The 26,734-nt window shown below is 70.8% G+C and carries 29 protein-coding genes and 3 pseudogenes; 17 read left to right on the top strand and 15 right to left on the bottom strand.

Annotated elements, in window-relative coordinates; all coding sequences use genetic code 11:
- Nucleotides 1–19: 19 nt before the first annotated feature.
- The 3 genes from wecB to QRX50_RS03855 form a co-directional block, all read right to left on the bottom strand.
- A complete protein-coding gene (gene wecB, locus QRX50_RS03865) occupies nt 20–1,165 on the bottom strand; it encodes a non-hydrolyzing UDP-N-acetylglucosamine 2-epimerase (protein WP_285974350.1) in 1,146 nt (381 codons plus the stop codon).
- Nucleotides 1,166–1,795: 630 nt separating this feature from the next.
- Nucleotides 1,796–1,969: an LAXTG motif-containing small protein gene (locus QRX50_RS03860; RefSeq protein ID WP_285970617.1), complete on the bottom strand. Its 174-nt coding sequence runs from the start codon at nt 1,967–1,969 to the stop codon at nt 1,796–1,798.
- A gap of 20 nt (nt 1,970–1,989) precedes the next feature.
- Nucleotides 1,990–2,754, bottom strand: coding sequence for a choice-of-anchor protein CoaP (locus QRX50_RS03855; protein ID WP_285970616.1), 765 nt, complete (start codon nt 2,752–2,754; stop codon nt 1,990–1,992).
- A gap of 374 nt (nt 2,755–3,128) precedes the next feature.
- Between QRX50_RS03855 and xrtP the strand changes: the two genes are divergently transcribed.
- Together xrtP and QRX50_RS03845 are read left to right on the top strand one after the other, a co-directional pair.
- Complete coding sequence (gene xrtP, locus QRX50_RS03850; protein ID WP_285970615.1) at nt 3,129–3,641, top strand: exosortase P; 513 nt, start codon at nt 3,129–3,131, stop codon at nt 3,639–3,641.
- A 53-nt stretch (nt 3,642–3,694) separates the two neighbouring features.
- Nucleotides 3,695–5,023, top strand: a complete 1,329-nt coding sequence (locus QRX50_RS03845; protein WP_285974349.1) for an XrtP-associated glycosyltransferase — start codon at nt 3,695–3,697, stop codon at nt 5,021–5,023.
- A gap of 48 nt (nt 5,024–5,071) precedes the next feature.
- Here the strand turns inward: QRX50_RS03845 and QRX50_RS03840 are convergent, their stop codons facing one another.
- The 7 genes and pseudogenes from QRX50_RS03840 to QRX50_RS03815 form a co-directional block, all read right to left on the bottom strand.
- Nucleotides 5,072–6,991, bottom strand: a complete 1,920-nt coding sequence (locus tag QRX50_RS03840) for an N-acetylmuramoyl-L-alanine amidase (protein WP_285970614.1) — start codon at nt 6,989–6,991, stop codon at nt 5,072–5,074.
- Between the two features lie 406 nt (nt 6,992–7,397).
- Nucleotides 7,398–7,547: a hypothetical protein gene (locus QRX50_RS03835; protein WP_285970613.1), complete on the bottom strand. Its 150-nt coding sequence runs from the start codon at nt 7,545–7,547 to the stop codon at nt 7,398–7,400.
- Between the two features lie 262 nt (nt 7,548–7,809).
- Nucleotides 7,810–8,175 carry a class I SAM-dependent methyltransferase gene (locus QRX50_RS03830; RefSeq protein WP_285970612.1) on the bottom strand — a complete coding sequence of 122 codons (366 nt, stop codon included), beginning with the start codon at nt 8,173–8,175 and terminating at the stop codon, nt 7,810–7,812.
- A 350-nt stretch (nt 8,176–8,525) separates the two neighbouring features.
- A pseudogene (locus QRX50_RS03825) lies at nt 8,526–8,864 on the bottom strand (arsenate reductase/protein-tyrosine-phosphatase family protein); the annotation flags it as partial.
- Between the two features lie 301 nt (nt 8,865–9,165).
- Nucleotides 9,166–9,396: pseudogene (locus QRX50_RS49380) on the bottom strand (hypothetical protein); the annotation flags it as partial.
- The gene (locus QRX50_RS03820) at nt 9,362–9,601 is read right to left on the bottom strand and encodes a hypothetical protein (RefSeq protein WP_285970611.1); all 240 of its coding nucleotides are present in this window, start codon (nt 9,599–9,601) and stop codon (nt 9,362–9,364) included. The pseudogene QRX50_RS49380 and the gene QRX50_RS03820, both read right to left, overlap by 35 nt.
- Nucleotides 9,598–9,948 carry an ArsR/SmtB family transcription factor gene (locus QRX50_RS03815; RefSeq protein WP_285970610.1) on the bottom strand — a complete coding sequence of 117 codons (351 nt, stop codon included), beginning with the start codon at nt 9,946–9,948 and terminating at the stop codon, nt 9,598–9,600. The genes QRX50_RS03820 and QRX50_RS03815 overlap by 4 nt, the downstream gene beginning before the upstream one ends.
- Before the next feature lie 85 nt (nt 9,949–10,033).
- Here QRX50_RS03815 and arsM point away from each other — a divergent pair, with 85 nt between their 5' ends.
- From arsM to groL, 4 genes are all read left to right on the top strand, one after another.
- Entirely contained in the window at nt 10,034–10,765 is a 732-nt protein-coding gene (gene arsM / locus QRX50_RS03810) for an arsenite methyltransferase (RefSeq protein WP_285970609.1), read from the top strand.
- Between the two features lie 26 nt (nt 10,766–10,791).
- Nucleotides 10,792–11,373, top strand: a complete 582-nt coding sequence (locus QRX50_RS03805) for a cadmium resistance transporter (protein ID WP_285970608.1) — start codon at nt 10,792–10,794, stop codon at nt 11,371–11,373.
- A gap of 213 nt (nt 11,374–11,586) precedes the next feature.
- A complete protein-coding gene (groES, locus tag QRX50_RS03800; protein ID WP_009072407.1) occupies nt 11,587–11,880 on the top strand; it encodes a co-chaperone GroES in 294 nt (97 codons plus the stop codon).
- Nucleotides 11,881–11,977: 97 nt separating this feature from the next.
- On the top strand, nt 11,978–13,597 hold the full coding sequence (gene groL, locus QRX50_RS03795) for a chaperonin GroEL (protein ID WP_285970607.1): 1,620 nt from the start codon (nt 11,978–11,980) through the stop codon (nt 13,595–13,597).
- A gap of 81 nt (nt 13,598–13,678) precedes the next feature.
- Here groL and QRX50_RS03790 read toward each other — a convergent pair.
- Nucleotides 13,679–14,393, bottom strand: a pseudogene (locus QRX50_RS03790) (SDR family NAD(P)-dependent oxidoreductase).
- A 163-nt stretch (nt 14,394–14,556) separates the two neighbouring features.
- Between QRX50_RS03790 and QRX50_RS03785 the strand changes: the two are divergent.
- The 3 genes from QRX50_RS03785 to QRX50_RS03775 are packed head-to-tail and all read left to right on the top strand — an operon-like array spanning nt 14,557 to nt 15,627.
- Nucleotides 14,557–14,814, top strand: a complete 258-nt coding sequence (locus tag QRX50_RS03785) for a hypothetical protein (protein ID WP_285970606.1) — start codon at nt 14,557–14,559, stop codon at nt 14,812–14,814.
- Nucleotides 14,781–15,227 carry a nucleotidyltransferase family protein gene (locus QRX50_RS03780; RefSeq protein WP_285970605.1) on the top strand — a complete coding sequence of 149 codons (447 nt, stop codon included), beginning with the start codon at nt 14,781–14,783 and terminating at the stop codon, nt 15,225–15,227. The genes QRX50_RS03785 and QRX50_RS03780 overlap by 34 nt, the downstream gene beginning before the upstream one ends.
- A gap of 37 nt (nt 15,228–15,264) precedes the next feature.
- The gene (locus QRX50_RS03775) at nt 15,265–15,627 is read left to right on the top strand and encodes a PadR family transcriptional regulator (RefSeq protein ID WP_285970604.1); all 363 of its coding nucleotides are present in this window, start codon (nt 15,265–15,267) and stop codon (nt 15,625–15,627) included.
- Between the two features lie 157 nt (nt 15,628–15,784).
- On the opposite strand, the gene QRX50_RS03770 is transcribed toward QRX50_RS03775, so the two are convergent.
- Nucleotides 15,785–16,525, bottom strand: coding sequence for an SDR family NAD(P)-dependent oxidoreductase (locus QRX50_RS03770; protein WP_285970603.1), 741 nt, complete (start codon nt 16,523–16,525; stop codon nt 15,785–15,787).
- Between the two features lie 92 nt (nt 16,526–16,617).
- On the opposite strand from QRX50_RS03770, the gene QRX50_RS03765 reads away from it, so the two are divergent.
- Nucleotides 16,618–17,274 (top strand): TetR/AcrR family transcriptional regulator, encoded by a 657-nt coding sequence (locus tag QRX50_RS03765; protein WP_285970602.1) that lies wholly within the window; start codon nt 16,618–16,620, stop codon nt 17,272–17,274.
- 6 nt (nt 17,275–17,280) lie between these two features.
- Here the strand turns inward: QRX50_RS03765 and QRX50_RS03760 are convergent, their stop codons facing one another.
- Nucleotides 17,281–17,601, bottom strand: a complete 321-nt coding sequence (locus QRX50_RS03760) for a WhiB family transcriptional regulator (protein ID WP_220246148.1) — start codon at nt 17,599–17,601, stop codon at nt 17,281–17,283.
- Nucleotides 17,602–17,830: 229 nt separating this feature from the next.
- On the opposite strand from QRX50_RS03760, the gene QRX50_RS03755 reads away from it, so the two are divergent.
- The 5 genes from QRX50_RS03755 to QRX50_RS03735 all read left to right on the top strand — a co-directional run bounded on the left by QRX50_RS03755 (nt 17,831) and on the right by QRX50_RS03735 (nt 22,324).
- The gene (locus QRX50_RS03755; RefSeq protein ID WP_285970601.1) at nt 17,831–18,733 is read left to right on the top strand and encodes a MerR family transcriptional regulator; all 903 of its coding nucleotides are present in this window, start codon (nt 17,831–17,833) and stop codon (nt 18,731–18,733) included.
- A gap of 9 nt (nt 18,734–18,742) precedes the next feature.
- A complete protein-coding gene (locus QRX50_RS03750) occupies nt 18,743–19,600 on the top strand; it encodes a hypothetical protein (RefSeq protein WP_285970600.1) in 858 nt (285 codons plus the stop codon).
- A gap of 131 nt (nt 19,601–19,731) precedes the next feature.
- A complete protein-coding gene (locus tag QRX50_RS03745; protein WP_020662719.1) occupies nt 19,732–20,328 on the top strand; it encodes a response regulator transcription factor in 597 nt (198 codons plus the stop codon).
- Nucleotides 20,329–20,761: 433 nt separating this feature from the next.
- Nucleotides 20,762–21,334, top strand: coding sequence for a sigma-70 family RNA polymerase sigma factor (locus QRX50_RS03740; protein ID WP_220247347.1), 573 nt, complete (start codon nt 20,762–20,764; stop codon nt 21,332–21,334).
- The gene (locus QRX50_RS03735; RefSeq protein ID WP_285970599.1) at nt 21,335–22,324 is read left to right on the top strand and encodes an anti-sigma-D factor RsdA; all 990 of its coding nucleotides are present in this window, start codon (nt 21,335–21,337) and stop codon (nt 22,322–22,324) included. It abuts the gene before it with no gap.
- 369 nt (nt 22,325–22,693) lie between these two features.
- Here QRX50_RS03735 and QRX50_RS03730 read toward each other — a convergent pair whose 3' ends face one another.
- Nucleotides 22,694–23,089, bottom strand: a complete 396-nt coding sequence (locus QRX50_RS03730; protein WP_285970598.1) for a DUF5319 domain-containing protein — start codon at nt 23,087–23,089, stop codon at nt 22,694–22,696.
- 129 nt (nt 23,090–23,218) lie between these two features.
- Here QRX50_RS03730 and guaB point away from each other — a divergent pair, with 129 nt between their 5' ends.
- A complete protein-coding gene (gene guaB, locus QRX50_RS03725) occupies nt 23,219–24,730 on the top strand; it encodes an IMP dehydrogenase (RefSeq protein WP_285970597.1) in 1,512 nt (503 codons plus the stop codon).
- Nucleotides 24,731–24,938: 208 nt separating this feature from the next.
- Nucleotides 24,939–25,436, top strand: a complete 498-nt coding sequence (locus QRX50_RS03720) for a hypothetical protein (RefSeq protein WP_285970596.1) — start codon at nt 24,939–24,941, stop codon at nt 25,434–25,436.
- Here QRX50_RS03720 and QRX50_RS03715 read toward each other — a convergent pair.
- A complete protein-coding gene (locus QRX50_RS03715) occupies nt 25,339–26,616 on the bottom strand; it encodes an MFS transporter (protein ID WP_285970595.1) in 1,278 nt (425 codons plus the stop codon). The genes QRX50_RS03720 and QRX50_RS03715 overlap by 98 nt on opposite strands.
- Nucleotides 26,617–26,734: the final 118 nt, after the last annotated feature.

The following is a 26,734-nucleotide window of genomic DNA, read 5'->3' as shown; positions in this document are numbered from 1 at the left end:
GGCTTTGACGCAGGTCGATTCAGGAGTGGGCTTGCTCCAGCGTGGTTTTGACGCCGAGCAGGCGTTCGATCGCGATGGTCGCCTTCTCGGCGGCGTGCCCGTCGCCATAGGGGTTCGGCGTGGCCGCGGGACAGAGGCTTCCGGCCAGCAGCCGGGCGGCCGTGCCGGTGATCTTCGCCGGGTCGGTGCCCACCAGCCACGCACAACCTGCGTCGACGGCCTCGGCGCGTTCGGTGACTTCGCGCAGCACGAGCACGGGCGTGCCGAACGTCGGTGCTTCCTCCTGGATGCCCCCGGAATCGGTGAGCACGAGCGACGCCAGCCGCAGTGCGCGCACGAGGTCGGGGTACTCGAGCGGCTCGGTGATCGTCACGCGCTCGACGCCGCCGAGCGTCGCGGTCACCTGCGCCCGCACCGCCGGATTGGGGTGGACCGGGAACAACACCTGCACGTCCGGATGGGTCTCGACGATCCGCCGCACGGCGCTGAGCGTCTGGTTCAGCGGCTCACCCCAGGACTCGCGGCGGTGCGAGGTCACCAGCACCAGCCGTTCCCCGGCTTCCGCGATCTCCATCTCCAGCAACGCCAGCGCCGGATCGTGCGCAGGCAGGTCGCGCGCCGTGATCGCCAGCACCGCGTCGACCACCGTGTTCCCGGTCAGCACGATCTTTTCCTCGGGGATGCCCTCCGCACGCAACGCCTTCGCCGCCGCCTCGGTCGGCGCCAGGTGCAACGCCGCGATGCGCGCCACCATCTGCCGCGTGCCCTCCTCGGGGAACGGCGCGGCGAGGTCGTTCGTCCGCAGCCCGGCCTCCAGGTGCACCACCGGAATCCCCAGCCAGAACGCCGCGAGCGCCCCCGCCAGCCCCGTCGTGGTGTCGCCCTGGACGACCACCGCCGCCGGCATGAGGCTCCGCAGCTGCGCGTCCAACGCCGGCAACAGCCCGCCCACCAGCTCCGCCTGCGTCCCGCTCACTCGCGCCGGCACGTCCAGCCACGCGTCCACGCCCAGCCCGAACGGTACGAGCGCCTGCTCCACCATCCCCTGGTGCTGGCCGCTGTGCACCAACACGGGCCGCACCCCGTCGCGCCCCTCGAGCGCCACGACGAGCGGCGCCAGCTTCACCGCCTCCGGCCGCGTGCCGGCCAGCAACATCACGTCCACGTGTTCCACACTTTCGAGTGTCCCGGAAACCCCGGCCCACCGACGTTCGAGCGAACGGCCGGGTTTTTGCCGCGCCACGCACGAGGCCGCCGCGGGGTGCGGCTGCCGGGGGTCTTGAGGTGTTTGGTTGTGTGTCCTGCTTCCGCTCGCCTGGCGGCTCCGCGGTTGGCGCCGTTGCCGCGCGACCGGCGGGTGCCGGTCGCGCGAGTCCTGCCAGTTGCCTGTGCCCGCGCTGTTTGCAGCGACTGCGCCGGTGGTCGCCAAGGTGGCCTGGTTCCCCAGGTTCGTGTCCGGCCCGGGCGGTCGGCGCGGGTACCGGTGGTCCGGCACCCGGGCCACGCGCGACGCCGGTTGATGGCGGCTCCCGTTGCCATCATGTGCGCGCGCTCGTCTTGTCGTTGTCTTCCTCGGTTCATTGCTGTCGCATTGGCCCCGGAGGGCCGCTCGGGTGGCGCCGGTTCCTGCGCACAGCCGACGGTCGTGCCGCCGTTGCGGTCCGTTGTGGCCGGTCGCCCTTCACTCGTTGTTCGGTCGGTGAAGCGGTGCGCCGGGCTGCCTGCGGGAGGCGGGCAGCCCGGCGCACCGCGGCAACCGTGGGCCACCAGCTGGAGCCGGTGGCCCACGGGGCTGCTAACCGCGGGCGAGCCGCCGGTTGCGGCGGTAGGCGGCGATCACCGCGACGGTCCCGAGGACCACGAGGAGCGCGCCGATCGTGAGCCACCAGCCGACGTCGGCGCCGGTAGCGGCGAGGGTGCCCACGCCGCCACCGGCGACGCCGACGCCCGCACCTGGCATCTTGTACATCAGTCGATCACCCCGACCGCTCAGGCGACCGAGCGACGACGGGTGAACCGCAGGCCGACCGGCACGGCGACGGCTGCGAGCACGCCGAGGCCCACCCACAGGCCGGCACCCGACGCGAGCGGCATCGGCGGAGCGGCCGGGCCGCAGGTCGCCGACGACACGATGACGTCGCCGCTGCCGAGAGCGCCGACGACGCCGCCCAGCAGCTTCAGGTGCAAGGCGTTGACCGTGAGGCTGCCGTCCTTGTTCTTGATCTGCTCGTTGAGGATCAGCGTCGCCACGTTGACCGGGCCGAGGCCGACCTTGATCTGCGTGTTCGGCGCCGGGTTCGAATCGACGTCGCCGACGCTGCCCAGATCGGCCCCGACCAGCGTGGAGCTGCCCTTGACGCCTTCCTGGGTCGCGGTGCAGACGGCCTCCACGGCCTTGATCCCGACGTTGCCCAGCGCGGCCTTCAGCAGCGGCAGCCCGACGTCGGCGGTGCTCGCCTTCGCCGTGACCGCGCCCGAGTTGTCGTCCCGGACGGCCGAGGTGTTGATGACCCCGGCGGTGAGGATCCCGGCGGCGTTGGCACTGACCGTGCTGTTGCTCGTCGGACCGTCGGTGTTCGCCGCCGCCAGCGGGCCGAGCTTCACGGCGTCCGCGCCGAGCAGCTTCACGTCGACGTTCACGCCGTAGGCGGAGCCGTCACCGGGCGCCGCCGAGGCCGGAACTGCTCCGGCGAGGGCGATGCTCGCCACCACAGCGGCGAGCATCCCGCCTCGTCGCAAGAGGTGTTTCTTCACTGGTCCTCCGAATTTGTCAGAGCGAGCCGCTGCACGGACGAATCCCGCTGAACAAGAGTCGGCACGCTGATCGAATATCGGTGGCGTTGCCGGAAATGGCACACAATTCCGGGCGGACCACCGTATCGGGTGGTTTATCCGGGCCAATTCCCACGTCGGTGCGGGCATCACCCGAACAGCCTAGCAAGGTTCTCGCCATTCGTGCCGAAAGGCGCTGGGAGATCCCTGAGAAGGGGGATACCCGTCGAAAGTTCCGGCACCTGTGTCCTACGCTGGCGCCGGGGTTCGCCGTTCTTCCGAAGGTTTCCGGCTGAGAGGTCGTCGTGGCAGTAGCGAACACACCTGTGTCCCCCGTCTCCCGGTTTCCGCTGCGTATGGCGGTGCTCGGGGTGGTCGCGGTCGGCGTGGTCCTCGTGCTCGTGGAGCGGTCCTACCGCGAGCTGGAAGTGCAGCTCGCAGGCGCGATACTGAGGGTCATCACCTCATCGGGTGTTTATGTGGCCGGTAGTCGCGAATCCGTGTACTTCGGGTTGACTGGCGCTACTCCGTTCGGGTTGAGAATGACCCCGGAATGCTCTTCTGTATTCCTCTTGCTGCCACTTCTGCTCGTAACCGCGGTTCTCCTCTACTTCCGTCCGCAGAATGCACGCCGGCTGTTTCTCTCGCTGGGAATTGCCGCGATCGCCGTCATTCTCGTGAATCAGTTGCGCATTCTCACCATCGTCGGTCTGGTCCACGCACTGGGTACCGACGAGGGCTACTACTGGGGCCACACGCTGCTCGGCTCGATGGTCAGCGTGCTCGGCGGCGCGGTGTCGCTCGTGCTGTTCGTCTGGCTCGCGACCCGCAGGACGAAGGCCGAGAAGAACCAGGGCACGGCCGCGTGAACGACACCGGCTTCAAGGTCCTGCTCTCGATCACCCAGGCGTTCGCGCTGACGATGAGCGTCGCGTTCATCGTCTACGTCGCGATGATCGTGGTGCCCTACCTGCGCCGCAAACCCGCCCCTCTGGGCGACCCCGACGCGTTCGCCTGGCACTTCTTCGTGCCGTGCCGCGACGAGGAAGCCGTGATCCGCGAGACCGTGCGCTACCTGCGCACCACCTTCCGCCGCGCGCACGTGTGGGTGGTCGACGACGACTCCGACGACCGCACCGCCCGCGTCGTCCGCTCGGTGTGGCGGCGCAACGGCGGCTACGACCCCAACCTGCACCTGGTGGCGCGCAGGCGGCCCGAAGCCCGCACGGGCAAGGGCGACGCGCTCAACGCCGCCTACCACGCCCTCAACGAATGGCTCGAACCCGACACCGACCGCGACCGCGTGGTCGTGGTGGTCGTCGACGCGGACGGCCGCCCGGCCGCCAACTGCCTCGAGGTCTGCGCGGCCGAACACCTCTTCGGCGACGAGAAGATCGGCGCCGTGCAGCTCGACGTGCGCATGAGCAACGTCCGCACCCGCCCGCCGGGGCGCACCTGGTTCGCGCGCGCGTTCGGGCTGAAGCTGGCGCAGCTGCAGGACCTGGAGTTCCGCACGGCGATCGCCGCGATCCAGACCTCCCGCGGCTTCACCGGCACGATCTCCATGGGCGGCAACGGTCAGTTCACGCGGCTCGCCGCCCTCGACTCCATCGGCGGCGACGAGCACCAGCCCTGGCGCGGCTCCCTGCTGGAGGACTTCGAGCTCGGCGTCCACCTGCTGACGGCCGGCTGGCGCACAGGCTTCACCCCGGATTCCCACGTGGCGCAGGAAGGCCTGTACAGCCTGCGGCGCTTCCTCGTGCAGCGCACGCGCTGGGGCCAGGGCACGATGCAGTGTTCGCGGTACCTGCGCCGCATCTGGGACTCGCCGCACGTGTCCACTTTGGGCGCCGCGGAGATGATGTACTACCTGGCGCAGCCGTGGATGCAGCTGCTCGGCTCGCTGCTCTACCCGGTGCCCTTCATCCTCCTGCTGACCTCCACGGCCGGTGACCCGTCGCAGGTCTGGACCTGGTTCACCGGCGGCGCCTGGATCCTCTTCGCCATCTACGGCTCGTTCGGCCTGCTGCCGTTCGTGGTGTGGGGCCCGATCTACCAGATGAAATGCCTGGGCAGCAAGAACATCTTCCGCGGCCTCGGCATGGGCCTGCTGTACGCGGCCTACATCTACACCTTCTACCTCACGTCCTGGCGCGCTGTGATCCGCCTCGTGCGCCGCCGCAACGGCTGGTCCAAAACGCGGCGCAACACCGAGGTCACCAGCGGCGTGAAGGTGGCGCTGGACAGTTGAGACAGAGGAAGGGCCCCTCCGCGGAGGGGCCCTTCCTCTGTCTCAACCTCAGAAAGCCGGCTTCAGCACTACGTCATCGAGGTTCACGTACTCGACGCGGTGTCCGAACTGGACTTCCACGTACTTCATCTTCCCGCGCACCACCACGTGGTCCGACACGTCGAACGTCGTCGCCGAGTAGTACTCGGACGGAACGACGCCGCCGGCGGAGTACGTCTGGCCCGCGGCGAACGTGTACGGCATGGGGGCCAACGCTTGCGGCGCGATCCCGGCCGGGTAGGCCGAGGTCTCCGGATAAGCCCGCCCGTACACCGGAATCGTGGCCTTGCCGGGCTTCGGCGTGGCGACGAGACCGCTCGCCGGGACCACGGTGTTGCTGGGCAGCCAGCCCTTCTGGCCCAGGTACCAGATCGCGGTCCAGCTGCCCTGGCGCCCGGCCACGGCGTACTGCTGACCGGTGGCCACGCGGCTGCCGACGTCGGAAACGTCCATAGTGGACACTCCGGCGCCGTGCAGGCCGGCGTCGGACAGCAGGGGAGACGCGGCGTCCGGCGCGGTGTGCAGCACCACGGCCTCCGAACCGCGCGCGGCGCACGGGGTGCCGGAGCCGATCTTGTCGCAGCCGGTGAACACGGGCTGGTTGGCGGCGAACTTCGGCGCGATCGTCACCATCGACGAGCCGGCCCCGCCGGTGGCCTTGATCGGCGCGCCCAGCAGGTCGAAGTAGTGCGACCAATCCCAGTAGGGGCCCGGGTCCCAGTGCATGCCGGGGATCGTGGCGGGCGTGGTGCCCGGCACGTTGTCGTGGCCGATGATGTGCGCGCGGTCGAGCGGCACGCCGTAGCGCTTCGCCAGGTAGCCGACGAGCTTCGCCGACGACCGGTACATCGCCTCGGTGTACCAGGTGCCCTGCGCGGCGAAGCCCTCGTGCTCGACGCCGATGGACTTCGCGTTGACGTACCAGTTGCCCGCGTGCCAGCCGACGTCCTTGGTCGGCACGTGCTGCGCGATCAGGCCGTCCTGCGAGCGCACGGTGTAGTGCCACGCGAGGTAGGTCGGGTCCTGCGCCAGGGTGAGCGCGTCGTCCCAGTAGCCCTCGGTGTCGTGGATGACGATCGTGTCGATCTTCTGGCTCTGCGGCCGGTTCGCGATGTCGTGGTTGCCGTAGTCGCCGCCCGGCAGCTCCTGGTACGGCGCGGGCACGGACTCGCAGGCCACGGACTTCGGGCACTCGGTGGCGGGCGGGGCGTCGGTGCGCAGGCCCAGCCGCTCGGCCTGCGCCTTGTCGGGCGTGACGCCGGGGTTCGCGACGAGCGTGACGGCCTGGCCGTCGTCGGTCGTGCGCGTCTCGCCGGTGGCGATGGTGCCGTAGACCTCGTCGGCGAAAGTCTGGGCCGCCGTCACGTCCTCGGAGCCGCTGTACGCGGCGACGGCGCCGTACCAGTCCTTCGCATCTTCGCTGCGTACGCCGAGCTTGCGCTGGTCCTCGGCCAGCAGGGCCGCGCCGCCGCGGATGTTCTGCTCCGGGTCGGTGCGCAGCGTCGCCGCGTCCGTGTGCAGCAGCGCCGCGGCCTGGTCGACAGTCTGCAACCCGGGCGGGATCGCCGCCGGCTGCTGCGTCGGCTTCGGGTGCAGCGCCGGCCGGGCGTCGTCGCCGCGCGGGTCTTCGCCGTTCTGGTCGAACTCGCTGGTCACGACGCCGGCCGTGCGCAGGTCCGTGAGGTGCATCGGCCCGTAGCCGGCGGCGGTGCTGGGCGTGCCCGCGTTGTAGTCCCAGCGGGACTCCAGGTACGAGACGCCGAGCAGCACATCGAGCGGCACGCCGAATTCCTGCGCGGCGCTCACGAAGTCCTGCTGGCGCTGTTGGTTCGCCGGTTGGGCTTGAGCGGGTGCCGACGTCGCCAACGCGACCGCCAGCAACCCCGCCCCGCCCGCGACGGCCAGCCGCCGCGCAACGGAGTGGAACATCGGTGGGACCCCCAGGTGTCGGTGCTTTTCCGGCAAAACTTAACCAGAAACCGCGGCTCCCCGTAAGCCTCCGCGACGCCGCTTTCGCCCAGCGGTCGTCAGCGGCCGATCACGAGCATGAGGGAGCCGTCGAACGCGGGTTGGTCCTTGAGCGCGTGGTGTTTGGCGGCCCAGGCCGTCTCGGCGAGGTAATCCTTTTGACGACGAAACTCCGCGCTCGCTGCGTCTGCTCCGCGCCTGGCGGGGTCATGGCGTGCCGCCTCGCCGCCGACATGTGCTGCCGCCGCGCCCCACCCGTCGAGCTATCCCCAGGCTTTGGGGTTGTGGACAACCTCCGCTTCCCGACCTGCTCAGGCCCTTTTCGTCGGTGGTGGCCGATCTGCGACCCGCATTCGTTCAGCGGTCGTCAGCGGCCGATCACGAGCATGAGGGAGCCGTCGAACGCGGGTTGGTCCTTGAGCGCTTGGTGTTTGGCGGCCCAGGTCCCGTCCGCGAGATCCCGGGTGAGCTTCCGCGCGAAGCGCTTCACGGCCGCCTCGTCGACAAAGCTCCGCATCTGCTGCGTCTCCTTCGCGCCTGGCGGGGTCATGGCGTGCCGCCTCGCCGCCGACTTGTGCTGCCGCCGCGCCTCACCCGTCGAGCTATCCCCACGCTTTGGGGTTCTGGACAACCTCCGCTTCCCGACCTGCTCAGGCCCTTTTCGTCGGTGTTGGCCGATAAAATGGGACGGGGACGCCCCCTTGGGAGGGCGGGGGTTTTGCCCCGCGTGGCCGTTGGTCGGGCGACATGCGGGTTACGTCGCCCGACGGCGGCTCTTGTCAGCCGCAGTGGGATAGCCGGTTCAACCGGGGGCTGGCGGTTGGGAGCATGGAAACCGTCGCCATCGCCGCGTCGAAGCTGTTGTCCGCGAACGGAAGATCCTCCGCCGTCGCGTCCACCGCGGGCCGGTCCGCGGGCCGCAACGCCCGCATCGACGCGGACGGCTCCACCGCGGTCACTCGGCGGTCGACCGGCTCGTACGACCCCGCGCCGGCCCCGACGTTCAGCACGGTCTTCGCGTCCCCGAGCGCTTTGTCGACCGCCGCGGCGATGCGGGGGTCGGGGCTGCGGTAGCCGGTGTAGACCTTGCCGATCTCGGCGTAGTCCGCGTCGCCCGCGCTGCCGTCGGCCATCCTGCTGCTCACCCGCCGCGAGCCTAGCGATCTTCGGCTGTGCTCAGGCGGTATTCGTCCAGAAGCCCGAAAAACACGTCCAGCGGGTCCTCGGTGCCGGCGTGCCTCTCGATCGCCGCGGCCCAACCCAGCGACATCGACCAGCCGGTCCGCCCGCGCACCCACTCCGCGAACGGTCCCACCGGCTGCATCACGAACTCCTTTTCCACCCCGTGCACGTCCAGCGCCGCCCCATACCCGGCGAGGTAGGTCTGCAGCTCCCGCAACGACCCCTTCGGCACCCACATCCTCGGCCGCAGCCGGACCTGGTCGAGTAAGTCCTGCACGTCCCGGCACTCTTCGAGCAACCGCCCGCCGCCGTAGGAAAGTTCCCGGACGAGCGCCCGCACCCGGTTCCGGATCTCGTCCCGGATGACACGGACCTCGGCGAGGGTTTTGCCAGCCGGATCCTCGAGTTCCCAGTCGCGGTACGTCTTGCCGGGGAACACGGGGCAGGCGTCGCCGCAGCCCATGGTGATGACGAGGTCCGACGCTTCCACGGCGTCGATGGTGAGGATCTACGGCGTTTCCGCGGCGAGGTCGATGCCGGCCTCGGCCATCGCTTCGACCACGGCGGGGTTGAGGGCGTCGGCCGGTGCGGACCCGGCCGAGCGGACCTCGACGAGGTCGCCGCCGAGGCGCGCGAGGAACGCGGAGGCCATCTGCGACCGGCCCGCGTTGTGTACGCAGACGAACAGCACGGACCGGGTCACGGGCGAGCCTCCTGGAGTGTGCGGGGAACGCCGAACAGCAGCGCGACGAGCCCGAGGCCGACGGCGGCGCCGACGACCTGGGCGGCAACGAACGGACCGACCGAACCGGGCGAGATCCCGGCGAACGTGTGGTGAAGGCGCGTCCGACGGTCACCGTCGGGTCCGCGAACGAGGTGGACGAGGTGAACCAATAGGCGGCGCCGATGAACGACGCCACCGCCACCGGTGCGTGGTGTCCGCGTCCGGTGCGGTCGAGCCCGAAGAGCAGCACGAGCAGTCCCGCCGTCGCCACCACCTCGCCGAGCCACAGGTTTCCGGCGGCGCGGTCGTGACCGGACCACTGCGCGAGCGGGCGGGCGAAGATCGCGTTCGCCAGGACCGCGCCACCGATGCCGCCGGCGAATTGCGCGGGCACGTAGACGGCGAGATCGCGCAACGCGAACTCCTCACGACGGGTGAACCAGGCCGCCAGCGAGACCATCGGGTTGAAATGCGCCCCGGACACCGGCCCACAACACGATCAGCGCACCCAGCCCGAAAACGGTGGCCAGCGAGTTCGCCAGTAGCTGCACACCGACGTCGCGCGGCAGCTCGGCGGCCTGGGCGCCGGAGCCGACGACCACTGCCACCAGCGACACCGTCCCCACGGCCTCGGCGGCGGCCCGGCGGGCAAGCGACGTGGTCACCTTTGCGGCACGCGCAAAACAGCCGCGAGCCGCTCCATTGTGGACGGAAGCGCCCAGTAGTACACCCACGTCCCCCGGCGCTCGCAGTCGATCAAACCGGCCTGGCGCAACAGTTTCAGGTGGTGCGAGATCGTCGGCTGCGCGAGGTCGAAGGCCGGCGTCAGCTCGCACACGCACATCTCGCCGCCCTCGCGGGAGGCGATCATCGACAGCAGCCGCAGCCGCACCGGATCGCCCAGGGCCTTGAACACCCGGGCCAGCTCGGCGGCCTCAGCTTCGGCCAACGGCGCGGCGCTCAGCCCCGCGCAGCACCCCTCGCGCTGGTCGAGCAACTCCTGTATCGACATGATTCTATATTGACGTTCGCCGATCCAAGGCGCAAGGTTGTTTCCACAAACGTCGATACAAGCTGATCCAGCCAGGAGAAGCACAATGACCGACCTGCGTGAAACCGTGCGCCAGCGCTACGCCGCGGCCGCTCTCGAAGTCACCTCGGGCGGCACTGCGTGCTGCGGCCCGGCACCGGCCGAAGTCGACTTCGGCTCTGCCCTCTACGCCGCCGGCGAACGCGCCGAGCTGCCCGCCGACGCCATCGCCGCCTCCCTGGGCTGCGGCAACCCGACTGCCGTCGCCGATCTGCACCCCGGCGAGCACGTGCTGGATCTCGGCTCCGGCGGCGGCATCGACGTGCTGCTGTCCGCCCGCCGCGTCGGCCCCACCGGCAAGGCCTACGGGCTGGACATGACCGACGAGATGCTGGCGTTGGCCACCGCCAACGCCACCAAAGCCGGAGCCACGAACGTCGAGTTCCTGCGCGGCGCGATCGAAGCCATCCCGCTGCCCGCGGGCTCCGTCGACGTCGTCATCTCCAACTGCGTGATCAACCTGTCCACCGACAAACCCGCCGTCTTCGCGGAAACCTTCCGCGTCCTCAAGCCCGGCGGGCGGATCGGGGTCTCCGACGTCGTCGCCGACGACACCCTCACCCCGGCCCAGCGCGCCGAACGCGGCGACTACGTCGGCTGCATCGCGGGCGCCCTGTCCTTCGCCGAATACCGCGCCGGCCTCGAGACGGCCGGCTTTACCGACGTCCAGCTCACCCCCACTCACCCCGTCGCCGACGGCATGCACTCCGCGATCGTCCGCGCCACCAAACCCGCCTGACCGACCGGGCTGGCATCGTCGCGCGGGTGAACCCGAACGTCGTCGGCCAGGCCGTGGGCCTGTTCGCCGTGACCAACGTCGACGACATTCTCGTGCTGGCCCTGTTCTTCGCCCGCGGCGCCGGCCGGCCCGGCGCGACCCGGGCCGTCGTGACCGGCCAGTACCTCGGGTTCGCGGCGATCCTCGCCGTCGCCGTGGCGGCCGCGTTCGGGGTGAAGTTCCTGCCGGCCGGCTTCGTCCCGTACCTCGGCCTGCTGCCGATCGCCCTGGGGATCCGCGCCGCCGTCCAGGCCTGGCGCCACCGCGGCGACGACGGCGAACCCACCCGGTCCGGCGGCCCGCGGACCCTCGAAGTCGCCGCCGTCGCGCTCGCCAACGGCGGCGACAACATCGGCGTCTACGTCCCCGTTTTCGCCACCGCCGGCCCGGGCGGCACGAGCGTCTACGTCGTCGTGTTCCTCGTGCTGGTCGCCGCCTGGCTCGCCGCCGGCCGCCACCTCGCCGCGCGCCCCGCCGTCGCGCGGGCGCTCGCGCGCTGGGGCCACGTCGCCCTGCCCGTCGTGTTGATCGCCCTCGGCCTGCTCATCCTGACCGACGGCGCCTGGTGACGGGGTCCGAAACGCTCGTGGAACAAAACCCCCGGTCAGCCCGCTTCGTCGAGGATTCCCCCACGTCAGATGGACCCTCCTTGCAATGCTGGCACTCCCGTGGCTAGAGTGCTAATCGAACGGCCCGAACACGCCCGGCACCCGCGACGGCGGGGGTGGTAGGAGCCGTAAGTCATCCTGCCGACGCTTTCGACGACCGTGGAGGTCAACCCGGTGAGCGTGAACATCAAGCCGCTCGAGGACAAGATCGTTGTCCAGACGAGCGAGGCCGAGGAGACGACCGCTTCCGGCCTCGTCATCCCCGACACCGCCAAGGAAAAGCCCCAGGAGGGCAAGGTTCTGGCCGTGGGCCCGGGCCGGATCGACGACAAGGGCAACCGCGTGCCGCTCGACGTGGCCGTGGGCGACGTCGTGATCTACTCCAAGTACGGCGGTACCGAGGTCAAGTACAACGGCGAGGACTACCTCATCCTCTCCGCCCGCGACGTGCTGGCCGTCATCAACTGACGTCCGCTCGCAGCGCATGACGCCCCGGGCCCCGCACAAGCCGGGGGACGGGGCGTTCTTGCGTTCAAAAACCCCTGAAAGGTAAGCGGAACACGCTATGCCCAAGCAGATCAGTTTCGACGAGGACGCTCGTCGCGCGCTCGAGCGCGGGGTGAACAAGCTCGCCGACGCCGTCAAGGTGACCCTCGGCCCGCGTGGTCGCCACGTCGTTCTGGACAAGAAGTTCGGCGGCCCGACCATCACCCTCGACGGCGTGACCGTCGCCCGTGAGATCGAGCTCGACGACCCGTTCGAGAACCTCGGCGCGCAGCTGGCCAAGAACGTGGCCACGAAGACCAACGACGTCGCCGGTGACGGCACGACCACCGCCACGGTGCTGGCCCAGTCGCTGGTCAAGCACGGCCTGCGCAACGTCGCCGCCGGTGCCAACCCGACCTCGGTCGGCAAGGGCATCGAGGCCGCGGCCGAGAAGGTCATCGAGGTCCTCAAGTCCAGGGCCACCCCGGTCAAGGGCCGCGAGAACATCGCGCAGGTCGGCACCGTCACCTCCCGCGACGCCACGATCGGCCAGCTGCTCGGCGAGGCCGTCGAGCGCGTGGGCGAGGACGGCGTGATCACCATCGAGGAGTCGTCGACCCTGGCGACCGAGCTCGTGATCACCGAGGGCGTGCAGTTCGACAAGGGCTTCCTGTCGGCGCACTTCGCCACCAACCCCGAGGACCAGAAGGCGATCCTCGAGGACGCCTACATCCTGCTGTCCCGCGAGAAGATCTCGGCGCTGGCCGACCTGCTCCCGGTGCTGGAGAAGGTCGTCGAGGCCAAGAAGCCGCTGCTGATCATCGCCGAGGACGTCGACGGCGAGGCGCTGTCCACCCTCGTGGTGAACTCGCTGCGCAAGACGATCACGGCCGTCGCGGTCAAGGCGCCGTTCTTCGGCGACCGCCGCAAGGCGTTCCTGGACGACCTCGCGTTCGTCACCGGCGGCGAGGTCGTCTCCGCCGAGATCGGCGTGAAGCTCTCGGAGATCGACCTCAGCTCGCTGGGTCGCGCTCGCCGGATCGTCGTCACCAAGGACGACACCACGATCGTCGACGGCGGCGGCTCCAAGGACGCCATCGCCGGCCGCATCGCGCAGATCCGCAAGGAGATCGAGACCACCGACTCCGACTGGGACCGCGAGAAGCTGCAGGAGCGGCTCGCGAAGCTCGGCGGCGGCGTGGCCGTGATCAAGGTCGGCGCGGCCACCGAGACCGAGCTCAACGAGCGCAAGCACCGCATCGAAGACGCCGTGGCGTCGACGAAGGCGGCCGTCGAGGAGGGCATCCTCCCCGGTGGCGGCTCGGCGCTGGTCCACGCGGTCAAGGAATTGGCAGGGCTTGAGTCCGAGTTCTCCGGTGACGAGGCCACGGGCGTTCGCATCGTCCGTGACGCGCTCACCGCCCCGCTGTTCTGGATCGCGAGCAACGCGGGCCACGAGGGCGCGGTCATCGTGAACAAGGTCCAGGAGCAGAGCTGGGGCCAGGGCTTCAACGCCGCCACCGGCGAGCTCACCGACCTGATCGCGGCGGGCATCGTCGACCCGGTCAAGGTGACCCGCTCCGCGGTCGCCAACGCCGCGTCCATCGCCCGGCTCGTGCTCACCACGGAGAGCTCCGTGGTCGAGAAGCCGGTCGACGAGGAACCCGACGCCGGCCACGGCCACGGTCACTCGCACTAGTTCCACCAGCACGCCGAACCGGGGCGGTACTCCCTTCGAGGGGGTGCCGCCCCGGTTTCGTCCGGCAGGCCGGGCCTGGGCTCAGGCCGCCCAGCCGCCGTCCACATTGGTCGCCGTCCCGGTCACGAACTCGCCGTCCGGCCCCATCAGGAACGCCACCGCGCCCGCGATCTCGGCCGGCCGCGCGTAGGACCCGCGGGTGATGTGCGGCAGCTGCGCGGACGCGAACGTCGCGTCCTCGGGGTTCATGTCCGTGTCGGTCGAACCGACGTTGACCAGGGTCACGTTGATCCCGCGGTCCGCCAGATCACGCGCGAGCGCCCGGGTGAGCCCGACGAGCGCGCTCTTGGAACGGCACGCGGTCGGCGAGGGAGCTGCCCATCGACACCACCCGGCCACCACGCGACATGTGCCGGATCGCTGCCTGGGTCGTCACGATCACCGACCGCACGTTCACGCCCAGCAGGTGGTCGATGTCGTCGAGTGCCAGCTGGTCGATCGACCCGGTCACCAGCACGCCCGCGTTGTTGACCAGGATGTCCAGCCCGCCCAGCTCCTCGGCGACCCGGTCGACGGCGGCTGTCACAGCCACGGCGTCCACCGCGTCCGCCTGCACGGCCATCGCGCGCCGCCCCATCTCCTGAAGCGCGGCGACGAGCTTCTCCGCCTTGTCGCGCGACCGCTCGTACGTGATCGCGACGTCCGCACCTTCCGCCGCGAGGCGTCTGGCGATCGCTTCCCCGATGCCGCGGCTGCCGCCCGTCACGAGCGCGACTTTGCCGTCCAACGTTCCCATGTCTTCCCCTCCCCGGATTTCGCTCCACGGCCATCTGAAACGAGAAAGACGCCCGGGGGCAAGGAACGTCGGGCCGAGCGAGGGCGAACACGCTAGTGCCCGTGCCGATGTTGCCCATACTGTGGGAAATTTTCACTCCTGTCGCGCGCTCAAGGAAGCTGCCGTGAACCTCGACAACTCATTGCACCTGGACGGCGCCCGTGCGGCCTGCGAGGTCAGTACGAACGTCGAGCTCTATCGGGATCGCTTGGTTCACTTGGGTTTCGACCCCGCGGGCACCGACTGCTTCGTGCGCTGGCTGTCCGCAACCGGCGGCGTCCGGCGCACGCACGCGAACTTCGCGCGTCACCTCGAGGAAATGCTGCTGCAGAGCGCTCGTCGCGCCCGGTGCCGTGGGAGGACGCGCTGGAGGTCTTCCTGAGCCGCGTCGAAGGCAGCCGCCTGAGCTGGTTCCGCTACGGCTCCGGCGCCCTGGCCGTGCGCGGGATCGACGTCGACCCCGGCGATCTCGACTTCTCCGTCGACGACGCCCACCTCGCCGGCGAACTCTTCGAAGACCTGCTCGTCGAGCCCGTCTCCGAGTTCACGGGCTGGGTCGCCGACCGCGGCGGGCGGGCGTTCGCGGGGTGTGTCGTCGAATGGATCGCCGGCGTCCACGACACGGGCGAACCCCACGAGCAGAGCCGCACCGGCCGCCTCGACCACGTGCGCTGGCGCGGCCACGACGTGCCGGTCGCGCCGCTCGGCCTGCAGCTCGCCGTCAGCCGGCGCCGCGGCCTGGCCGATCGCGTGGGGAAGATCCTGGCGGCCGGTTTTCCCAGCGTCGTCCAGTAGTCGTCGAGTAGTCTCAGTGTGACTACTGGAGGCGCCGATGACTTCGGGAACGCGAGAGCTGTCCGTCACGGCCTACGTAATGCTCGGCATGGTCGCCCAGCTCGGCGTGACCACGCCGTACGCGGTGAAGCAGGCGTTGCGCCGCTCAATCGGGCAGTACTGGCCCATTCCGCACGCGCAGCTGTACGCGATTTCCGGCCAGCTGCAGGAACAAGGCCTGCTCGAAGGCGACCAAGAGAGCTCCGGCCGCCGCCGCAAGACCTATTACGTCACTGGAGCCGGCCGCCGCGCGTTGCGGCAGTGGCTGAGCCGCCCCGGCGCCGAGCCGGCCGAGATCCGCAGTGTGGCCTGGCTCAAGCTCGCCTTCAGTGACCTGGGCGACCCCGAGAGTCTTTCGTAGCTCGCGGTCGAACAGGTCGAGCAGAACCGCAGCCGTATCGCCCGCCACGGCGCCGCCGCCGCGTCCGACCTTGCCACGCAGCTGGGTCTCGAGCCGGACCGCGCCGCCCTCCGGTTCTGGACCGGTCTGGCGGCGCGGCCCCGGTGGCGCGGGCCGGTTACGCCGTGAAGCCGCCGTCGACGGTGATCGCGGTGCCGGTCAGGTAGCGGCCGTCCGGGCCCGCCACGTGGGACACGGTCGCGGCGACGTCCGCCGCGTCCGCGTAGTGGCCCAGTGCGATGTGCGGCACCTGGGCGGCGGAAGCGGGACCGTCGGCCGGGTTCATGTCGGTGTTCGTCGAGCCCGGGTGGACGACGGTGGCGGTGATGCCCCGCGGCCCGAGGTCGCGCGCCAGGCCGCGCGTGAAGCCGATCAGCGCCGCCTTGCTCGCCGAGTACAGGCTCATGCCCGCGAAAGGCACGCGTTCGGCCAGGTCGCTGCCGATCGAGACCACGCGGCCGCCGCGAGGGAGGTGCTTCAGCGCCGCCTGCGTGGCGACGAGCACGGCGCGCACGTTCACGGCGAGCGTGCGGTCGATGTCATCGAGCGAGAGCTCGTCGAGTGGCGCCGCGATGGAGATGCCGGCGTTGTTGACCAGGATGTCGAGCCCGCCGAGCTCCTCGGCGACGTGGTCGACGGCCGAGGTCACCGCCGCCGCGTCCGCGGAGTCGGCCTGCAACGCGAGGCCGCGCCGGCCCAGCTCCTCGATCCCGGCGACCACCTTGGCCGCCTTGTCCGCTGAGCGTTCGTACGTTATCGCGACGTCGGCGCCGTCCTCGGCCAGCCGCTTCGCGATCGCCGCGCCGATGCCCCGGCTACCGCCGGTGACCAGTGCGACCTTGCCGTCAAGCGATCCCATGTGAAAGCCTTTCTGTATCGATGGATACATAAAAGAGCCTGTACCGTGGGCTCGTCAAGTTTTTCTGTATCGCTCACTAAAGAAGGTGGTCCATGTCACCGCGAGGCCGGCCCCGCGCCTTCGACCGAGAGCACGCCCTCACCCAGGCGATGTTCGTGTTCTGGGAGCGCGGCTACGAGGGCACGTCGCTGGCCGACCTGACCGGCGCCATGGGCATCAACCCGCCGAGCCTGTACGCGGCCTTCGGCGGCAAGGAGGCGCTGTTCCGCGAAGCGGTGGAGCGCTACGGGGAGACGTACGGCAGCCACACACCCCGCGCGCTGCGCGAAGAGTCGACGGCGCGCGCGGCGATCGAGGCGATGCTTCGCGACAACGCCCGCTCGTACGTGGACCCCGCACACCCATCGGGCTGCATGGTCGTGCTCGCCGCCACGAACTGCTCGCCCGCGAACGGGGGCGTCTGCGCTCACCTCAGGGCGCAGCGCGAAGAGGTGCGTGACCTGGTCCGCGCCCGCCTGCGGCGTGGCGTCAAGGAGGGTGATCTCGCCGAATCCGTCGACATCGAAGCGCTCGGCGCGTACTACGCCACGATCCTGTTCGGCCTCTCGATGCAGGCCCGCGACGGCGTCGACCTGGCCGGGCTCACCGCGATCATCGACGCGGCGATGCTGTGCTGGCCCGGCACGGACCGGGAAAACGTGGCAGGGGCGGCGTCCGAAGTGGACACCGCCCCTGTCGCGAGTTCGTGAGCGCGCTCAGCCGCCGGACATGCTCAGCGCTCGTTTGTCCTGCTTGATCAGGTTCTCCCGCTCGGACTCCGACAGTCCGCCCCAGATCCCGTAGGGCTCGTGCACGGCCAGTGCGTGCCGCCGGCACATGTCCAGCACTGGGCAGGCCAGGCAGACCGCCTTCGCCCTGGCCTCGCGGCGCGCCCTAGCCGGCCCCCGCTCGCCGTCCGGGTGAAAGAACGCCGCGCTGTCCATCCCCCGACACGACCCCTCCAGCTGCCAGTCCCACATATCTGCGTTGGGACCGGGGAGCCTGCGCGTGTCTGCCATCCTGACCGCCTCCGTCATCCGGTCGATGCCATTAGCTGCTCTGCTGTGGTGCCGATACTCCATTCGGTGCAACGGCGGTAACGTTAGAAGCGCGCCAATAGTTGTTCAAGGGCTTCGGGATGATTCAGCCGTTAGGCATCCCCCGGAATGGTGAGCAGGGGTTTTGGCTCCGGTTGCCGTGACTGTCGCGGGCCTGGATATTGGCCGGGTGGGATCCGGAGCGCGTGAAGGAGAACCCACCCTGCCGGTGGCCTCGGTCGCTCGCCGGCTCGGGGTCGCCCCGTCGACCCTCCGTACCTGGGACCGCCGCTACGGGCTGGGCCCCAGCCGGCACACCGACGGCAGGCACCGCCGCTACGGCAGCTCCGACATCGACCGCCTCGAGCTCATGCAGCGCGCCCTCCTCCGCGGCGCCTCGACGGCCGAGGCCGCCCGCTACGCGCTGCAGCAGATGCCGCGCACGGAGATCGTCCCGCCCGCCGACGAACCCGCGACGCCGGCGCACGCCGCGCCGGCCGACGGTGAGGTCCCGTCGCGCCTGGCCCGCCGCCTGAGCACGGCCGCGCTGGCCATGGACGTCGGCGCCGTGCAGCGCATGCTCGCCGAGGCCCTCGACGAGCTCGGCGTGCTCGCCGCGTGGGCGGGGGTGGTCGAGCCGGTGCTCACGGCGCTCGGCGCGCGCTGGCGCGGGGTCAGCGCAGGCGCCGAGGTCGAGTACCTGCTGGCCGAATGCGTCTACGCGGCGCTCGTGCGCGCGACGCCCGTCCTCGACGTGCCCCGCAACCTGCGTCCGGTGCTGCTCGCCTGCGTGCCGGAGGAACGCGACACCATGCCCGTCTACGCGCTCGCGGCCGCCCTGGCCGGGCGGCGGATCGGCGCGCAGCTGTTCGGCGTGCCGCTGCCCGCGGAGGTCCTGGCGGTGGCCGTGCGACGCAGCGCGCCCGCCGCGGTGGTGCTGTGGGCGCACCGGCGTGCGGTGGCGGACCCGCGGCTGTTCGCGCGCGTGTCCCGCGGCCGCCAGCGCAGCCGGCTGTTCGCGTGCGGGCCCGGCTGGGACGTCGCCACGCTGCCCGACAAGGTCGAGCTGCTCGCCGACCTGCCGGCCGCCGCGGGCCGCGTCGAGCACGTTCTTGTCGGGGCGGGGCGCTAGAAAGGTCCCGTGCCCCGAAGCTTCCTCGCCGAGCTCGCGTTCGGCGATCTCGTGCCGCCGCCGGTGCCCGTCACCGCGCCGCGCTCCGCCGCGCCCCGGCAGCGGCTGCTGGCCGCCGTCGTGCTCGGCGCCCAGGGCCGCTACGCCGCCGCGGCCACGGCGCTGGCCGATCTGCGCCGGGGCGCCGACCCCGTGGTGGCCTCACTGGCCGCGACCACACTGGCGTCGCACCGGCGTCAGCTCGGCGGGCACGTCGCCGCGCGGGCGCTGGACGGGGAGGCGCTGGTGGCCCTGGACGGTGCCGGCGGGCAGACGGACCCGGACGGCCTCGACGCGGCCGGCGCGCAAGCCGATGCCCTGCTCGGCCTGGCCGCCGACAACCTCGCCCTGGGCCGGCTCGCCGCCGCCCGGCGCCTGGCCGCCGGCGCGGCGGAGGCCGACGACCGCTGGCGCGCGACCGTCCGCGGCGGCTGGGTCGGCGCCGAGATCGCGCTCGCCGCCGGCCGTCCGCGGGAAGCGCTCGCGCCTGCGCGGCGAGCTGCGGAAGCTGCGCGAGTGCGCGGCTCGCGCCGGCACGTCGTCAAATCCGACATCGTGCTCGGAGTCGCACTCGCGACGGCCGGGGAACCGGACCAACGCGCTACTGCACTCGACGTCGTCACAAATGCCGCCATGACCGCCGAGAAATACGAACTCTATTCACTTATTTGGGTGGCGACACGCGTGGCGGCCGATCTGGACCCCGGACACGCCGAGAAGTATCGATTCAGAAGCCGCGAAGTGTTGCACGCAGTGTTACGACACGCAGATCCTTGCGTGATGCGGATCGCAGAGGATTCACCGTGGGTACCTCGGGAGCCCGGTTGAGCCCTCTGGAAACGCCGTTCCGGCATCCGGGCTAAGAAACTTCAAAAAAAGCCACCGGATCGTGTCAAGGTTCGGGCTAAAGCGTCCGATAGGGGAAGTGGAATGTCACCCGGCTGCAGGAAGGAAACCCCGTGACGACGGTCTTGATCTGCGACGACCGACGCAGTGTCCGCGAAGGGCTCACCCGTGTGATGTCCGCGGTCCCAGGGGTCAGTCGCATCGACTGCGTAGCGCACGGTGACGAGCTGCTGGCCCGGTACACCCGTCAGCCGGTCGACGTCGTGCTGGTCGGGACGCAGCGCGCGGTCCCGACGGGCGTCGAAGCCACGCGGCGGCTCGTCTCCGCGAACCCCCAGGCGAACGTCATCGTCTTCGGTGCCCCCGACGACGCCGGCAGCATCGCCGCCGCCATCGCCGGCGGTGCCCGTGGCTACCTCCGCTGGGACGCCTCGCGCCCCGAGCTGGTCGCCGCACTGGCCCACACGCTCGCCAGCACCTCCGTGCCGGCGCCGCGCCAGCCGTCGGACCCCGGCGTGCAGCTCACCGAGCGCGAGCTGCAGGTGCTGCGCGGCATGAGCCAGGGCAAGAGCAACGGCCAGATCGGCCGTGAGCTGTACCTGTCCGAGGACACGGTGAAGACGCACGCGCGGCGGCTGTTCCGCAAGCTCGGCGTCCGCGACCGCGCCCAGGCCGTGGCCCACGGTTTCCGCCGTGGCCTCGTTTCCTGAAGCCGCATAACCGCCAAACCACGCTCCGCGTGACAGGTTGTCCGTTCTGACGCCACGGTGACGACGGGCCAGGGTTGCCGCCCTGGCCCGTACCTGTGTCCTCGGTCCCGGCTCTCCGGCCAGGACCTGTGGCATCGATATCAGATGTGTCACCTGTCACGTTCGTCGCCTTCGTCCCCACCGCTCGGGCAGGCTCCCAGCCGGCGCCACCCTCCCGGGCAGCAAGCCGTATCCCGCAGGTCAGCCGCTCGTTGGTCCTCTGATCGACGTGTGCGGTGCGGCCGGGTCCACGACGCGGCTCGCCGGTGACCACCTCTGGCGGTTGTCGGAGAGGTCGCCGACGGTACGGTAACTGTCACCGGCGGGCGGGAAACGATGACCACGCGCCGGATTCTTTGCACGCCTACACGTAACACTGGGACTGTTGTCTGCGATGGCCAATGTGGGGGATGGACTGGATGAGCCGGTCGCCGCTGCCGTAGAGGGAGATCCTCAGGCGGTGGACCGGCTACTGGCGGCCATCCGCCCCCTGGTAGTGCGGTATTGCCGTGCTCGGGTTGGCAGGCAGGAGCGTTCGTTCGCTTCGGCAGACGATGTTGCGCAGGAGGTGTGTCTCGCGGTGCTCACGGCATTGCCTTCGTACCGTGAACAGGGCCGCCCGTTCCTGGCTTTCGTCTACGGGATCGCCCAGCACAAGGTGGCCGACGCGCACCGCGCGGCGGCCCGCAACCGGGCTGAACCAGTGGCCGAGGTCCCCGACGAGGTCGAGGTCGGGGTCGGCCCGGAACAGCGCGCGTTGCAGGGTGAGCTGAACGAGCGGATGGCACAGCTGCTGCAGGTGCTCCCCGACAAACAGCGCGAGATCGTCGTGCTGCGTGTCGTGGTGGGCTTGTCGGCGGAAGAGACCGCGGAGGCCGTCGGGTCGACCCCGGGTGCCGTTCGAGTGGCCCAGCACCGAGCGCTTGCTCGCCTGCGTAAGGTGCTCGCCGCCGAGGAGGTGATCTGAGTGACCGATCACGACGACGATCGTGACCTGTCGCCGTCCGCGTTCACGAGCGGCATGACGGCCTACGACCCGGAAGCCGACGGTGACCTCACGGCCATCCAGGCCGACGACGCACTGCTCGACGCGCTCGGAGGCACGGACCCGGCCATCGCCGACGGGCTCGGCGACCAGGAGCTCAACGCGCTGCTGCTGGCCTGGCGCCGCGACATCGACAGCGAGCCGCTGGCCGAGCTGGTCGACGTCGACACCGCCGTCACCACCGTGAAGACGGCTTCGCTGGCTCGCAAACGCGCCGACCGCAGCCGCCGGCGCCGCATCCTGGTGCCGGTCGCCGCCGCGTGCGCCGCGGTGGCCATCGCGTTCGCCGGCACCGGCCTCGCCGCCCGCGACGCCCAGCCCGGCGACACGCTGTGGGGCCTGACCAAGGTCCTCTACACCGACCACGCCCACTCGGTCGAAGCCGCCGCCGCGGCGAAGCTCGACCTCGAGAAGGCCAACCTCGCCCTGGCCGACAACCGCCTCGCCGACGCCCGCAAAGCCCTCGACGACGCGCAGGCCGCCTTGAACCAGGTCACCGACGACGAGAACCGCGACCAGCTGCTCGAGCAGCACCGCCAGCTCGCCGCCCAGCTCGGTGGCCCGGTCACCCCCACCACGGGGGGCCAGAACTCGTCGAACAACCCGTCCACGCCGCCGCCGGTCAACAACCCGGCCAACACGGCGTCGCAGCAGTCGAGCGGCCAGCCGACGTCCCTGCCCGGCACCGGCAGCGGCAGCACCAACCCGCCGGACACGAGCAGCGTCACCCAGCCGCCGCCGCCTCCGCCGCCGCCGGACACCACCACCGTCACGCCGCCGCCGTCCACCACGCCCACCGATGTCACGGGCAACGACCCCGGCAGCGGCGGCGGTAGCCCGCGCAACGAGTCCAACGAGTCCTCGGAAAGCGGGGGCGTCGGCGGGCAGAACATCTCGCCGGAGAACCCGTAGGACCTCGCTTCGAAAACGCCCTGGCTCCGGCCGGGGCGTTTTTTCGTGCGCGGGTGTTGTCGGCTGAGTGCGGCGGCCGGTTGTCCACAGGGGTGCCGAGTTGTGGACAACTTCGCCTCGGGCATGGCGTGAACAGCGGTTTTGTCGGAGGTGGCCGATAGACTGGGCTGGGGATGGCCCCCTGGGGAGGGTGGGGTCCGCCTTGCCGCCCGCGTCTGGTCAGCAACCCGAGCCCCCACCTGCAGCGGCAAGCCCGAGAACCGCAAACGGCCCCGGCGATCCGAAGATCACCAGGGCAGTTCGGCCCACCCCACCGAGACGAAAACGGCCCTGGTGAGCAGTCTCACCAGGGCCGTTCAACCGTAAAACTCAGTACGCGCTCTCGTTCGCCGTCACGCCGTCGGCGAAGCCGCGGCAGTAGTCCCAGCTCACGTAGTCGCCGGGGTTCGGGTCGAAGGCCGGCTCGTGGGGGCGCATGCGGCCGTCCGCGAGGAGCTGTTCGAGGCTGGCGCGCAGGAGGTGCCAGTCGTGATAGTGGGGTTCGTCGCATTCGCCGCAGTCCACGACGATGCCGCGGACGCCGCGGGGCTCCAGGAGGGCCTGGTACACAGCCAGGTCGGAGAGGTCGGCCAGCAGCTCGGTGCGTTCGTCCGGGCTGATGGGCTCGTCCAGCTGGTCTTCGGGATCGAGGAACGCCCGGGCCGGATCGTCCGGGTCGTCCGCGAAGGGGTCGGGGGGCAACACGTCGTGCGGCACGGCGTGCACGGTACCCGCCGTGTGGCGCCCGTCCCCACCCGCCCGGGTCAGGGGCGGAGCCCGGATATCATGAGGGGAAGGCTCAGCCAGCCCCTCGGCCAGATCGCTCACCCCCGCCAGGAAGGCCCTTCGCCCGCTATGACCAGCGAAAGCATCACCGCCCCCGTGCCCAGCAAGTTCGCGATGCTGGGCCTGACCTTCGACGACGTGCTGCTGCTGCCGGCCGAATCCGACGTGGTGCCCAGCGGGGTCGACACCAGTACCCGCCTCACGCGCAACATCACCCTCAACGTCCCCCTGGTCTCCGCCGCCATGGACACCGTCACCGAAGCCCGCATGGCGATCGCCATGGCACGCCAGGGCGGCATCGGCGTGCTGCAGCGCAACCTGCCGATCGACGAACAGGCCGCCGCCGTCGAGGTGGTGAAGCGGTCCGAGGCCGGCATGGTCACCGACCCGGTCACCTGCTCGCCCGACGACACGCTGGCCGAGGTCGACGCCCTCTGCGCCCGCTTCCGCATCTCCGGCGTCCCGGTCACGGACGCGTCCGGCTCGCTCGTGGGCATCATCACCAACCGCGACATGCGGTTCGAGGTGGACTACACCCGGCTGGTCAGCGAAGTCATGACGAAGGCGCCGCTGATCACCGCGCAGGTCGGCGTCACGGCCGACGCCGCGCTCGGCCTCCTGCGCCGGCACAAGATCGAGAAGCTGCCGATCGTCGACGGCGCGGGCAAGCTCCGCGGCCTGATCACGGTCAAGGACTTCGTGAAGACCGAGCAGTACCCCAACGCCACCAAGGACACCGACGGCCGCCTGATCGTCGGCGCGGCCGTGGGCGTCGGCGCCGACGGCCACAAGCGCGCGATGACGCTGGCCGAGGCCGGCGTCGACGTGCTGATGGTCGACACCGCCCACGGTCACTCCCGCGCCGTGGTCGAGACCGTGAAGCTGCTGAAGAAGGAGCTCGGCGACACCGTCGACATCGTCGGCGGCAACGTCGCCACGCGCGCGGGCGCGCAGGCGCTCGTCGACGCCGGCGTGGACGGCGTGAAGGTCGGCGTCGGGCCGGGCTCGATCTGCACGACGCGCATCGTCGCCGGTGTCGGCGTGCCGCAGATCTCCGCGATCTACGAGGCCGACCAGGCCTGCCGCCCGGCCGGCATCCCGGTGATCGGCGACGGCGGCATCCAGTACTCCGGCGACATCGCCAAGGCCATCGCGGCCGGCGCGTCCACCGTGATGCTGGGCAGCCTGCTCGCCGGCACCGCCGAGTCGCCCGGCGACCTGATCCTCGTCGGCGGCAAGCAGTTCAAGGTCTACCGCGGCATGGGTTCCCTCGGTGCGATGCAGTCGCGCGGCCAGGGCAAGTCGTACTCCAAGGACCGCTACGCGCAGGACGACGTGCTCAACGAGGACAAGCTCGTCCCCGAGGGCATCGAAGGGCGCATCCCGTTCCGCGGTCCGCTCGCGAACGTCGTGCACCAGCTCGTCGGCGGCCTGCGCGCGGGCATGGGCTACGCGGGCGCCGAGACGATCCCTCAGCTGCAGGAGGCACAGCTCGTCCGCATCACCGCGGCCGGGTTGAAGGAGAGCCACCCGCACGACATCACGATGACCGTCGAGGCCCCGAACTACTCCGCGCGGTAAGTCCGGCAAGCCCGGGGAGTCCGCCCGTTCGGATCTTCCCGACATCCCGCCCGTACCACCACGCTTCGAGCAGGTCGTTGATCTTCTCGAAGGGACGGGCGGGATGTCGGTATCACGACGGGTGGCGCCTCCGCGGCGCGCGTCTCGTTTTGACCCGGCGGGCATTTGTCCCCTCGCGGCGACGGCCGCGGTGCGGCTGAGTGGTGCGGTGAAAGCGGATCGTCTCGCCGAGTTGTTCGTGGTCGTCGTCGGCTTCGCCATGCCGGCGGCCGTCGGGGCCGGCGTCGTGGTTCAGGTGGCCGGGCCGTCGCACGTCGAGGCGGCCCACGTCGTGAGCTGCGACGAGGTGCGCGACCCCGACAACCCGCCCACGCGCTACGTTCTGCGGTTCCTGACGTCGGGCGGCGAGAACGTCGACATGCTGAGTGTGGATCCGGCGCTCGACACCCGCGTGGGCACGGCCGTGGAGCTCACGCGCTCGAACCGGTCCGGCGCGGTGCGCGAGGTGCGCCGAGGCGACGAAGTGGTCGGGGTGCGCTCGTCTTCGCTGATCGGGCCCGTGTGGGGTGGCCTGGTCGGGGTGATCGTGCTGGCCTACGCGGTGTTCCTCATGGTGCGGGGCGGGAAGCGGGCGCTGCCGGTGTCGCTCGCGGTGGGCCTGATTTCCGCGGTCGCGGGGGCCGTGGCGGGCGCGACGTTGTTCTGACCCGCCACAGCAGCACGGGCGTGGCCAGCATCAGCAGCCCGGCCAGGCCGATCGCTTCGCGCGTGCCGAGCCAGGCGCCGAGCGCGCCCCACGCCAGTGTCAGCGCGGCCCGCGTCGCCCCGGCGGTGATGCCCCAAGCCGACAGCACGCGCGCGGCGCGCGAGGTCTCCGTCTCCTGCAGCCGGTAGGTGGCCGAGACGGGGCTGAAGATGCCGATCGTGAGGATCAGCCCGAACTCGACGAGCATCACGAACCCCAGCCCGGCCGGCCCGTGCGGGGTGAACGCGAGCGCCACCGGCCAGATCACGCGCAGCGTCCCCGTCACCAGCAGCACGCGCTCGGGGCCGAAGCGCGCGGTGATCCGGCGCGACAGCCGCGAGCCGAGCAGCCCGCCGAGGCACGGCGCGCCGAACGCCAGCCCGTACTGCCACGCCGCGAACCCGAGCTCGCGCAGCAGCAGGATCGCGAGCAGCGGGGCCGTCGCCATGATCAGGCCGTTCACCAGCGTCGTGTTGAGGAACAGCGCGCGCAGCCGCGGGTGGCCGAGAATGTAGTGCCAGCCGTCGAGCACGTCCCTGGTCCGGACCGTCGCCGGGCGCGCGGTGGGCGGCGGCTCGGGCGTGCGGATGGCGCCGATCGCGAGCGCGGACAGCAGGTAACTGACGCTGTCGAGCACCACCGTCGCGAGTGGTCCGAACACGCCGATCAGCGCGCCGCCCGACGGCGGGCCGACGGCGGTGGCGGTCCACTGCGTGGTCTCGAACCGGCCGTTGGCGACGAGCAGGTCCTCGCCCGTCGCCAGGCCTTTGAGGTATGCGCCACTGGCCGCCGTGAACACGATGTTCGCGGCCGCCACGACCACCGACACGGCCACGAGCTGCCCGAACGTGAGCCCGCCGAACGCGTAGCCGAGTGGCAGGGTCAGCAGTGCGACGAACCGCACGGCGTCCATCGCCACCAGCACGGGCCGTTTGCGGCGGAACTCCACCCACGGCCCCAGCGGCACCGCGATCAGCGCGCCCACGGCCAGGCCCGCCGCGGCCAGCACCGAGACCTCTGTGGTGCTGCTGTGGAGCACCGTCACGGCGATGAACGGGAACGCGTCGAGCGCGAGGAAAGTGCCCGCGGTGCTCGCCGCGTACGCCAGCCACAGCCGTCGAAAGTCCTGTCCCAGCGCCACTCTTGTCCCCCTGTCGTCGTCCGACGCATCCAACAGCGCGCGAAACGGCGGTGGCAAACAACCTCGTGACGCGGTGCACAACCTGCGGTTGTTCGCCCTCGAAACAGGCCCCGTGCGT

Origin of the sequence: Amycolatopsis sp. 2-15 (assembly GCF_030285625.1) — a bacterium.
GTDB lineage: Bacteria > Actinomycetota > Actinomycetes > Mycobacteriales > Pseudonocardiaceae > Amycolatopsis > Amycolatopsis carbonis.
The sequence above is the reverse complement of the archived record's forward strand: the minus strand, read 5'-3'. Positions and strand labels throughout refer to the sequence as shown.

Coding starts and splice junctions, on each gene's coding strand:
- QRX50_RS03860 (WP_285970617.1), bottom strand. CDS start 1,969: ATGTACAAGATGCCAGGTGCGGGCGTCGGCGTCGCCGGTGGCGGCGTG.
- xrtP (WP_285970615.1), top strand. CDS start 3,129: ATGGCGGTGCTCGGGGTGGTCGCGGTCGGCGTGGTCCTCGTGCTCGTG.
- QRX50_RS03845 (WP_285974349.1), top strand. CDS start 3,695: ATGAGCGTCGCGTTCATCGTCTACGTCGCGATGATCGTGGTGCCCTAC.
- QRX50_RS03840 (WP_285970614.1), bottom strand. CDS start 6,991: ATGTTCCACTCCGTTGCGCGGCGGCTGGCCGTCGCGGGCGGGGCGGGG.
- QRX50_RS03835 (WP_285970613.1), bottom strand. CDS start 7,547: ATGCGGAGCTTTGTCGACGAGGCGGCCGTGAAGCGCTTCGCGCGGAAG.
- QRX50_RS03815 (WP_285970610.1), bottom strand. CDS start 9,948: ATGTCGATACAGGAGTTGCTCGACCAGCGCGAGGGGTGCTGCGCGGGG.
- arsM (WP_285970609.1), top strand. CDS start 10,034: ATGACCGACCTGCGTGAAACCGTGCGCCAGCGCTACGCCGCGGCCGCT.
- groL (WP_285970607.1), top strand. CDS start 11,978: ATGCCCAAGCAGATCAGTTTCGACGAGGACGCTCGTCGCGCGCTCGAG.
- QRX50_RS03775 (WP_285970604.1), top strand. CDS start 15,265: ATGACTTCGGGAACGCGAGAGCTGTCCGTCACGGCCTACGTAATGCTC.
- QRX50_RS03770 (WP_285970603.1), bottom strand. CDS start 16,525: ATGGGATCGCTTGACGGCAAGGTCGCACTGGTCACCGGCGGTAGCCGG.
- QRX50_RS03765 (WP_285970602.1), top strand. CDS start 16,618: ATGTCACCGCGAGGCCGGCCCCGCGCCTTCGACCGAGAGCACGCCCTC.
- QRX50_RS03760 (WP_220246148.1), bottom strand. CDS start 17,601: ATGACGGAGGCGGTCAGGATGGCAGACACGCGCAGGCTCCCCGGTCCC.
- QRX50_RS03740 (WP_220247347.1), top strand. CDS start 20,762: ATGGCCAATGTGGGGGATGGACTGGATGAGCCGGTCGCCGCTGCCGTA.
- guaB (WP_285970597.1), top strand. CDS start 23,219: ATGACCAGCGAAAGCATCACCGCCCCCGTGCCCAGCAAGTTCGCGATG.